This window comes from Streptomyces sp. NPDC054932, assembly GCF_053610205.1.
Genome location: NZ_JBSGXU010000076.1, coordinates 26,199 through 34,360, shown reverse-complemented (window position 1 = coordinate 34,360; position 8,162 = coordinate 26,199). Strand labels below are relative to the sequence as shown.

At 72.3% G+C, this 8,162-nt stretch carries 10 protein-coding genes; 5 read left to right on the top strand and 5 right to left on the bottom strand.

The window, feature by feature from the left end:
• A partial coding sequence (locus ACWGE1_RS21360; RefSeq protein ID WP_453422067.1) for a non-ribosomal peptide synthetase occupies positions 1 to 713 on the top strand: 713 nt, incomplete at its 5' end.
• Complete coding sequence (locus ACWGE1_RS21355) at positions 710 to 1,429, top strand: formyltransferase family protein (protein WP_453422066.1); 720 nt, start codon at positions 710 to 712, stop codon at positions 1,427 to 1,429. The genes ACWGE1_RS21360 and ACWGE1_RS21355, both read left to right, overlap by 4 nt.
• A gap of 33 nt (positions 1,430 to 1,462) precedes the next feature.
• Here the strand turns inward: ACWGE1_RS21355 and ACWGE1_RS21350 are convergent, their stop codons facing one another.
• The 3 genes from ACWGE1_RS21350 to ACWGE1_RS21340 all read right to left on the bottom strand — a co-directional run bounded on the left by ACWGE1_RS21350 (position 1,463) and on the right by ACWGE1_RS21340 (position 3,250).
• Positions 1,463 to 1,864, bottom strand: coding sequence for a hypothetical protein (locus ACWGE1_RS21350; protein ID WP_453422065.1), 402 nt, complete (start codon positions 1,862 to 1,864; stop codon positions 1,463 to 1,465).
• Positions 1,865 to 1,938: 74 nt separating this feature from the next.
• Positions 1,939 to 2,313, bottom strand: coding sequence for a ferrous iron transport protein A (locus tag ACWGE1_RS21345; protein WP_453422064.1), 375 nt, complete (start codon positions 2,311 to 2,313; stop codon positions 1,939 to 1,941).
• Between the two features lie 157 nt (positions 2,314 to 2,470).
• A complete protein-coding gene (locus ACWGE1_RS21340) occupies positions 2,471 to 3,250 on the bottom strand; it encodes an NAD(P)H-dependent oxidoreductase (RefSeq protein WP_453422063.1) in 780 nt (259 codons plus the stop codon).
• Between the two features lie 138 nt (positions 3,251 to 3,388).
• Between ACWGE1_RS21340 and ACWGE1_RS21335 the strand changes: the two genes are divergently transcribed.
• The gene (locus tag ACWGE1_RS21335; protein WP_453422062.1) at positions 3,389 to 4,282 is read left to right on the top strand and encodes a helix-turn-helix transcriptional regulator; all 894 of its coding nucleotides are present in this window, start codon (positions 3,389 to 3,391) and stop codon (positions 4,280 to 4,282) included.
• Between the two features lie 23 nt (positions 4,283 to 4,305).
• Here ACWGE1_RS21335 and ACWGE1_RS21330 read toward each other — a convergent pair whose 3' ends face one another.
• Both ACWGE1_RS21330 and ACWGE1_RS21325 read right to left on the bottom strand, forming a co-directional pair.
• Positions 4,306 to 5,052 (bottom strand): ferritin-like domain-containing protein, encoded by a 747-nt coding sequence (locus tag ACWGE1_RS21330; protein WP_453422061.1) that lies wholly within the window; start codon positions 5,050 to 5,052, stop codon positions 4,306 to 4,308.
• A 139-nt stretch (positions 5,053 to 5,191) separates the two neighbouring features.
• On the bottom strand, positions 5,192 to 6,622 hold the full coding sequence (locus ACWGE1_RS21325) for an amidase (RefSeq protein WP_453422060.1): 1,431 nt from the start codon (positions 6,620 to 6,622) through the stop codon (positions 5,192 to 5,194).
• A gap of 131 nt (positions 6,623 to 6,753) precedes the next feature.
• Here ACWGE1_RS21325 and ACWGE1_RS21320 point away from each other — a divergent pair, with 131 nt between their 5' ends.
• Together ACWGE1_RS21320 and ACWGE1_RS21315 are read left to right on the top strand one after the other, a co-directional pair.
• Positions 6,754 to 7,347, top strand: coding sequence for a TetR/AcrR family transcriptional regulator (locus tag ACWGE1_RS21320; RefSeq protein ID WP_453422059.1), 594 nt, complete (start codon positions 6,754 to 6,756; stop codon positions 7,345 to 7,347).
• A 214-nt stretch (positions 7,348 to 7,561) separates the two neighbouring features.
• A complete protein-coding gene (locus ACWGE1_RS21315; protein ID WP_453422058.1) occupies positions 7,562 to 8,128 on the top strand; it encodes a TIGR03086 family metal-binding protein in 567 nt (188 codons plus the stop codon).
• Positions 8,129 to 8,162 lie beyond the last annotated feature (34 nt).

Genomic DNA, 8,162 nt, shown 5'->3' with positions numbered 1-8,162 from the left:
GTCCTTCACCCTTCACCACGGGGCCGGACGGGGTCCGCGCCTACCGCACCGGTGACCTCGGTCGCCGACTGGCCGACGGCGCGGTCGAGTTCGCCGGGCGCATCGACGAGCAGGTGAAGATCGCCGGGCACCGCGTCGACCCGGCCGAGGTCGTCGCCGCCCTCGAAGCCGACGCAGCCGTCCACCGCGCCGTCGTCGTACCCCGCCGCCGCCCGCACTCCACGGCGGCCGTGCTCTGCGCGTACGTACTGCCGCACGCCGACGATCCCGCGGTGCGCGCGGATCTGGGCCGCGCCCTGCGGGCCGAGCTCACCCGGACACTCCCCGCGTACCTCGTCCCCGCCCATGTCGTCGTGATCGACACACTGCCCAGCACGGTCAGCGGCAAGGCCGATCTCGACGCCTTCCCCGACCCCTTCGCCCCCACCTCTTCGATCGCACCCCCACCCGTCACGCTGGAGGCGCGGGTCAGGCACCACTGGGCGGAGATCCTCGGCGTCGACGGCGCGCTGCTGTCGGCGGACTCCGACTTCCACGCCCTCGGCGGCGATTCCCTGGCCCTCGTCGAGATGCTCTCCGCGGTCTCCTCGGACCTGCTGACCCCCGGCCAGGCCCAGCGCTTCACGGGCCGCCTCGACTGCCTCGTCCGCAACCTGACGCTCGAGCAGGTCTGCACACACCTGACCGCCGCCCGCGAGGAGGCCGCAGCATGATCTTCGTCGGAGAGGGAGCTCTGCTCCGTCGCGCCGTCACCCACGCGGCCACCCGCGGCCACCCGGTCGACCTGGTCTGCTCCGCCGACCCGCTGGACGCCGCGGCCGCCGACGCGCCCCACCTCGCGGCGGCGGACATCAACGCCCACGCCGGCACGCTGGCCCGGTCCTGCACCGACGGCATCGTCTGGTCCCTCAACAACCGGCAGATCTTCCGGGAGCCCCTGCTCCGGGCCGACGGTCTGCGCATCCTCAACATTCACAACGGCCTGCTGCCGCAGCATCGCGGACTGCCCTCCGCAGCCGTACTGTTCGCCCTGCTGCACGGCGACACGGAGTACGGCGCCACCGCCCACGAGGTCGACGCGGGCATCGACACCGGTCCGGTCCTGGCCGAGCACCGCTTCCCCGTCGGGCCCGAGGACCGGTACCACCAGGTCATGCTCCGCGGCATCCGGGCCTGCCACGCCCTCTTCGAGCAGATCCTGCCGTCCGTCGCCGCCGGAACCGCCCACCCCGCGGCGCGCGCCGCGGCGACGGGACCGTCCGCGTACTACGGCCTGCGCGCCCTGGACCGGCTCGACACCTATCGCGACCACCCCGCCTGGACCCGTGCCACCGACCTCGGCCCCTTCGCCGCCCACGCCCCCGAGCTCACCCGGGCGCTGCTCCGGCCGTCCTCACCGGCAGACTCGATCAGCAGCTCGCAGCCCTGACGGTCCCTCGCGCCGCCAGGGGCCCGCCCCCGCTCAGACCTGCCTGGCGGCGTTCAGACGGGTGATTTCGGCCGCGTACGCGGCGGTGCGGACCGCCGAAGTGCCGGAGGCGTACAGGCCGGTGCCGACCGTGGCCAGAGGGAGGGAGAGCAGCAGCGCGGCAAGTATCGGGCCCCAGTCGCGTGCGGCGTCACAGCGCTCGCCCTCGTCCGCGCGGTACGACACCTTGAAGTCACCGTCCTGGTGGAAGGCGCGGGACTCGCACTCGATGGGCTTGGCGTTCCCGCCGCGGTCGATGCTGAAGGGAAATACGAGCAGGTAGGCCACCCAGAGCCAGATGAGGGCGGCCGTGGCCATCAATCCCCGGCCCCACCCCTGCTCGCGCAGGCCGCGTACGCGGAACTCCCTGTCGTACACCTGTGCCAGTGAATTCATAGGGGTGAAGCTAGCGCAGACCGGCCGCCCGCTCCGAAGGCCACCTTCCCGTCCGCCGGAGCTCCGCCCGGGGCTCAGTTTCGGGGACCGTTCGAGGTCGAACCGGGAAGCGGCGGCTCGGGCCGCAGATACCGGTCCCAGATCTGGGCCTTGCGGTACGGGCCGCCCCCGTCGCTGTCGTACTGCGGCGCATCAAAGGTGACCCAGTACGCCAACTCCCCGGCGCGCGCGTAGGAGCTCTCCACGAGCTCGGGCGCCCCCATGTCGTCGATCGTGCCCGGAAACTCGGTGCGCCAGGGGCCGTCCCGGTCCGGATCACGGACGACAGTGACCCGACTGCCCGCAGCCAGCGCGGCAGCCGGCCAGTCCTGGCTCAGGGGGCGGCCTCTGATGTGTTCGACGGCCCGCCGGTCATCCGAGTCCGAGGAGGCAGAGGGGGGTGCGGCCATGTGCCCAGTGTGGCCCCAGAGGATCGCTGGAGCCACAGATTAAGGCCCGGGTGGCTTCTGCCGACCCCGCGTCCGGCCCCGAGCCCGCGGCGAGTGGACCGGTTCCGGGTCGCCTCGTCCCCATGGCCACCGGCCGGAGGCCGGCGGGCCTGCGTGTTCAGCCGCGCAGGTGCAGCCCGAAACCCGTGCGCCCCGAGGGCTCCAGCCCCGCCTTCAGGTGCAGCGAGGGGATCTCGTAGTCACCGAAGTTCTGCCGCCGGAACGCGATCGGCTCGGTCGACTCCAGGGTGAGCAGGCGCTGCTCCCACGCCTTGGCGACGCCCGGGTAGTCCTCGGCGGTCATCCGGTCGGTGCCGTACAGCACGAACGGCGGCAGTACCTCGATGCCCGGGTAGTAGAGGATGCCGTGCTGGAACGGGAACAGCAGGTCCTCGATGGGGCCGTTGATCCCGCGAGCCGCGTAATGCGACTCGGGGCCGCCGGTGGTGACCGACAGCAGGGCCTTCCTGCCCGCGAGGGTGCCTTCGCCGAAGCGCTCGCCGTACTTGGTGTCGCTGTGCTCGCCGACCCCGTACGCGAAGCGGTAGGTGAACACCCGGTCAACCCAGCCCTTGAGGATCGCGGGCATCGTGTACCACCACAGCGGGAACTGGAAGATGATCGTGTCGGCCCACAGCAGCTTCTCCTGCTCGGCGAGGACGTCCGGGGTGAGGGTCCCGGTGTCGAAGGCCCGGCCCGAGTCCAGGGCGACCTTCAGCGGACTGGAGGCGTGGGGGCCGTAGTCCGCGGCGTCCACGACCGCCTTCCAGTTCATCGCGTACAGATCGCTCACCCGTACCTCGTGCCCGGCGGCCTCCAGTGTGGACACCGCGAGGTCCTTCAGCGAGCTGTTGAGCGACTTCGGCTCCGGGTGGGCGTGGACGATCAGCGTCTTCACGGGAACTCCTTCGGATCGGATGTCTTCGATCCTGGGTGCTGCGGCGTCCGGCGTTCAGGGACGCGCCTTCCGTCGGACCGGTCTTCCTGGTACTGGCAGGACCACCCTCGCGGGCATCGCCGCGGCCATACTGGGGACATGGACGATCTTGCGGGTTTCCTGCGGACCCGGCGTTCCCGCGTGGATCCGGCGGCCGTCGGGATCCCCACCGACAGCCGCCGCCGAGTGGACGGTCTGCGCCGCGAAGAGGTCGCGCACCTGTCCGGAGTCAGCGTCGACTACTACGTGCGCCTGGAGCAGGGCCGTGCGACCCAGCCCTCGGAGCAGGTCCTCGACGCGCTCGCCCGCGTACTTGCCCTCGACGAGACCGAATGCGACCACCTCTACCGGCTGGCCCGGCAGCGGCGCCGGGGCAGTGGGAAGGCGCCGGGCGGGCGGGTACGCCCGGAGGTGCTGCGCGTCCTCGACCTGGTCGCCGACGCGCCCGCGCTGATCATGAACCACCGGTTGGACGTGCTCGCCGGGAACCGCCTCGCCGGACTCCTCTACGGCCGCCCGATGCCGGGACTGAACACCGCCCGGCACATCTTCCTCGAGGAAGCGGAGCGCGGCCTGTACGCGGACTGGGAGAAATGCACCCTCGACGTGGTGGGGCACCTGCGCCTGGCCGCCGGCAAATACCCCGATGACCCCCGCCTGGCCTCGCTCATCGGCGAGCTGGCGATGGGCAGCGAGCGCTTCCGCCGCCTCTGGGCCCGTGCGGACGTGCGCGCCCGCACACACGGCCGCAAGGCGTACCGGCACCCGCTGGTCGGGGTGTTGGAACTGCACCAGGAGAATTTCGCGCTACCGGGCGAATCGGGCATGGAGCTGCTGGTGCTGTCCGCGGCCCCCGGCAGCTCCGCCGAGGACGGTCTGCGCCTGCTCGCGGGCCTGGGCGCGGACGGCGGTGCCGAACGGGTGTCGCCGAGCCCCGCATCCCCGGTCCGCCGGGACCGGGACACCGATGCCCGACCGGCCGCTCCGCGTTGAAACCGGCACCCCGATCCCGAACGTCACACTCCCGCGCCCGTACCCGCCCCCTCCGGTGCGGGAACCGGGCCGCCCGCCATCGCGCGGGCCATCCACGCGGAGGAGCGCAGGGTCTGTACGACGAAGGCGCCGCGGCCCACCCCGAGGGTCCGCAGGGCCGGGCCGTGGTCCACTGCGACGAGGGTGGCGGCGCCGGCCAGGAGTCCGCGCCACCCGGCCGTCACCGCCCGGCGGGCGGGCCGGGGCAGCCCGGCCAGCCCCTCCTGCAGGCGCAGGCAGTGGAAGGGAACGTGCCGCTCCTCGTCCGCCAGGATCCGGCCCGCGACCTCTGAGGCCAGCGGGTCGGCGGCGCCGTCGCGCAGGGCCCGGTAATACCCGAGGGCCACCACTTCGGCGATCATCAGCACCAGCAGTTCCACGCGCAGTCCGAGCAGTCGTCGCACCCGGACGAAGGCGGCGTCGCTCCAGTGCCCGTCGAGGGTGCCGGCCCCGCCGGCCGCCAGCAGCAGCTTCAGCATCCGCGCGTGGTTCTGCTCCTCGGCGATGAAGAGCCGGACCGCTTCGGAGTAAACCGGATCGCCCGCGAGGTCCGCCTTGCTGCAGAGCGCGGAGCCGTCGCCGTCCTCGCCGACCTGGAACTTCTGGATGCTGCGGACGATCTCGGCCGGCAGTTGCGCGCCCTTCCCCCAGTCGGGGTCGCCGAGAGCCGCGCGGCGCTCCCGTTCGGCCTCGAACTCGCGCACCCATGACCCGTACTCGATTTTGATCATGTTCAATAATCTAGCGATTGTTGATCGTGTTCAAAAGTGTTGGGATGTCATGGGCGCGTAACAGAACGACGCGGGCCGGGCAGCGGCATCGCGCACGCGGGCCCGCCGGTGAACCCTGCGGCCCAGGCCGCCCCGAGGCTCAACCGGCCCGGCCCCCCGCGCGCGGGTCGACCGGTGTGAGAACGCCGAGCCGGTCCTCGATCGCCTGGGCCGCGTCCAGGCACAGGTCCTCCCGGAACGCGCGCCCCACGATCTGCACTCCGCAGGGCAGCCCGTCGGCCGTCCCGGTCGGTACGGCCACACCGGGTACGCCCACGAAGCTGGTCACGGTGCACAGGCGCATCCCCGACCCGACCCGGTCCCTGCCCGACCTGTCGCGCGACTCCAGCCCCGGCTCGACCGGCGGCTCGGTGAAGACCGGGCCGAGCAACAGCGGGTACTCGTCGAGGAATTCGGCCCACGAGCGGCGGATGTTCATCCAGGTGCCCATCAACTTCACGAATTCCTCCGCGCTCGCGGGCGGGGTCCGTGCCATCGCCATCTCGATGTAGCGGTCCCCGCCCTTGCCGAGCAGCGTGCGCACCACCGGCCAGGTCGGGGCGAACTCGGTCACCGTGATGCGGCCGTACGCCTCGAGGGCCTCGTCCAGCCGCGGCACGTCCTCCACCTCGCGCACGTCGTATCCGGCGTCGCGGAGCGCGTCGGCCGCGGTCGCGACGGCCCTGCGAACCGTGGGGTGGACGCCGTGCCCGCCGGGGTCGGCCACGACCGCGACCTTCACGCGTCCGGGGAGCGGCTCGCCGTAGGCGGGCACCGGCACGGCGCGCGGATCCCGCGGATCGGCCCCGGCCAACACCTCGTAGGCGAGCCGCAGGTCGCCCACGCTCCGGGCCAACGGGCCGTCGGTGACCAGCATCTGGGACGCCGGGCCGGGGTCGTCCGGGCCCAGAACGCGGTGATCGGCGGGGAACCGGCCCGTGGACGGCTTCAGTCCGGCCACACCGCAGAACTGGGCCGGGATGCGCACCGACCCGCCGGAGTCGTTGCCGAGCCCGAGCGCCGCCATGCCCGTGGCGACGGCCACCGCATCGCCCCCGCTGGAGCCGCCCGGCGTCCGGCTGCTGTCCCACGGGTTGACCGTATCGCCGAACAGCTCGCTGCGCGTGTGCATCCCCGCCAGGATCAGGGTGGGGATGTTGCTGTGCCCGATGGGGACGGCCCCCGCCGCGCGCAGCCGGGCCACCGGGGGCGCGTCGGCCGGGGCCACCAGATCGCGGAAGCGCTCCGTTCCGAAGGTGGTCGGCACGCCGGCGATGGCGGTGCTCTCCTTCACGGTGAAGGGCACGCCCGCGAGGGGTCCCAGTGCTTCACCGGCGGCCCGCCGGCGGTCCAGCTGTGCCGCGGCCTCACGGGCGCGCTCAGCCAGGAGCTGCGTGACCGCGTTCACCTGTGGATTGACCCCGGCGATGCGGTCCAGGTGACTGTCGATCAGTTCGACGGCCGAGACCTGTGCGGTGCGCACCGCCTCCGCCTGCATGGCGGCCGGCATCTTCCAGAGGGCGTCCTGCATGGCGCTCCCTTCCTCTTCCACGTTCCGATGCGCTTGCATCGGAACCGAACGGTACCCCTGGATCCGATACGAGCGCATCGAATAAACTGCGCTGCGAAGCAGAGTGATGTGAAACAGGGAGGCGACCGGGCATGCCCAGGCAGGTGGATCACGAGAGCCGGCGCCGTCTCATCGCCGAGGCCGTCTGTCACCTCGCCGACGAGCGCGGGCTGGAGGGCGTGACCCTGCGCGATGTCGCAGCCCGCGCGCAGGTGTCGATGGGCGCCGTTCAGCGCTGCTTCCGTACCAAGGAAGAGATGCTCGTGTTCGCTCTCGGGTACATCGGCGAGCGGATCGGCGAGCGCGTGCAGGCCCGCCTCGTGAGGAGTCCGGCCCAGTCGGCCGGTACCGCCCTGGGGCACGCGGTCACCGAGATCTCACTGCTCCGGGAAGAACACCGTGCCGAGGCGAGGGTCTGGCTCGCCTTCGTCGCGCAGGCGGCTGTCAGCGAGGTGCTCGCAAGCACGCTGAAGGTGAACTACGCAGCCCTGCAGGAGGCGTTCACGCGCCTCATCGCGGAAGCTCGCGAGGGCTCCGACTGTGCGGTGCCCGTCGACCCGCAGCGCGAGGCCCGCACCCTCCTGGCCCTCGCGGACGGCCTGACCACGCACGTCCTCATCGGCCACCTCGCTCCGGAAGAGGCGTACGACGTCCTCCATGCGCACCTGGCCGATCTCTGGGGGTAACCGGTCCGGCCGTCACCGGCGGGATGCCGCCCTCCAGGATCGGCGTCCGGCCATGACGGTCTCATTGCGGACCGAATCTGTCCGCAAGGGGGTGCACTCTGAGGCTGTCGATGCACCCGGGCCCCGGGACCGGGGCAGGGTGCTTCGGCGTGCCTGACGGCCTTCCGGCCGCACAGGCGTCCACACCCCGGTTCGACGGAAAGGCGCGATCATCATGTTCCAGGACATCCAGCTGCTGGAGAAGGCTCTGACCCACACGACGCAGCTGCTGGGCAATGTCACCCCGGACCAGTACGGGCGGCCCACACCGTGCGACGACTTCGACGTGCGGGTCCTGGCCGGTCACCTCGTCGCGGGCAACCCGTACTACGTGATCCTCGCTCAGGGAGGCGCCCCCGACTTCTCCCTGTTCGCCCGGGACCACATCGGCGAGCGGCAGCCGGGAGAGGTCTACGCCGAGGGCGCCAAGGAGGTCCTGGCCGCCTGGCGGACCGAGGGCGCCCTCCAGCGGCAGATGCCGCTGCCGGGCGGCGGGCTCGGGCCGCGCCTGGCCGACCTGCACCTGCTGGAGGCCGTCCTGCACGGTTGGGACCTCGCCACCGCCACCGGCCAGGACCGCGGCGGCGACCCGGACGCCGTCGAGACGGTCGTCCGGACCTGGTACGGGAACCACCCCGACGAGATCCGCTCCCGGACGGGCATGTTCGGCCCGTCCAGGACCGCGCCGGCGGATGCCCCCGCGCTCGACCGGCTCGCCGCCTACTTCGGCCGAGCCGTCTGACGGGACGGCCGGACGGCCGGACGGATTCCTCGCC

What these genes read in the sequence shown, in the direction of transcription:
- ACWGE1_RS21355 (WP_453422066.1), top strand. Translation starts at nt 710, where the DNA reads ATGATCTTCGTCGGAGAGGGAGCTCTGCTCCGTCGCGCCGTCACCCAC.
- ACWGE1_RS21350 (WP_453422065.1), bottom strand. Translation starts at nt 1,864, where the DNA reads ATGAATTCACTGGCACAGGTGTACGACAGGGAGTTCCGCGTACGCGGC.
- ACWGE1_RS21345 (WP_453422064.1), bottom strand. Translation starts at nt 2,313, where the DNA reads ATGGCCGCACCCCCCTCTGCCTCCTCGGACTCGGATGACCGGCGGGCC.
- ACWGE1_RS21335 (WP_453422062.1), top strand. Translation starts at nt 3,389, where the DNA reads ATGGACGATCTTGCGGGTTTCCTGCGGACCCGGCGTTCCCGCGTGGAT.
- ACWGE1_RS21330 (WP_453422061.1), bottom strand. Translation starts at nt 5,052, where the DNA reads ATGATCAAAATCGAGTACGGGTCATGGGTGCGCGAGTTCGAGGCCGAA.
- ACWGE1_RS21325 (WP_453422060.1), bottom strand. Translation starts at nt 6,622, where the DNA reads ATGCAGGACGCCCTCTGGAAGATGCCGGCCGCCATGCAGGCGGAGGCG.
- ACWGE1_RS21320 (WP_453422059.1), top strand. Translation starts at nt 6,754, where the DNA reads ATGCCCAGGCAGGTGGATCACGAGAGCCGGCGCCGTCTCATCGCCGAG.
- ACWGE1_RS21315 (WP_453422058.1), top strand. Translation starts at nt 7,562, where the DNA reads ATGTTCCAGGACATCCAGCTGCTGGAGAAGGCTCTGACCCACACGACG.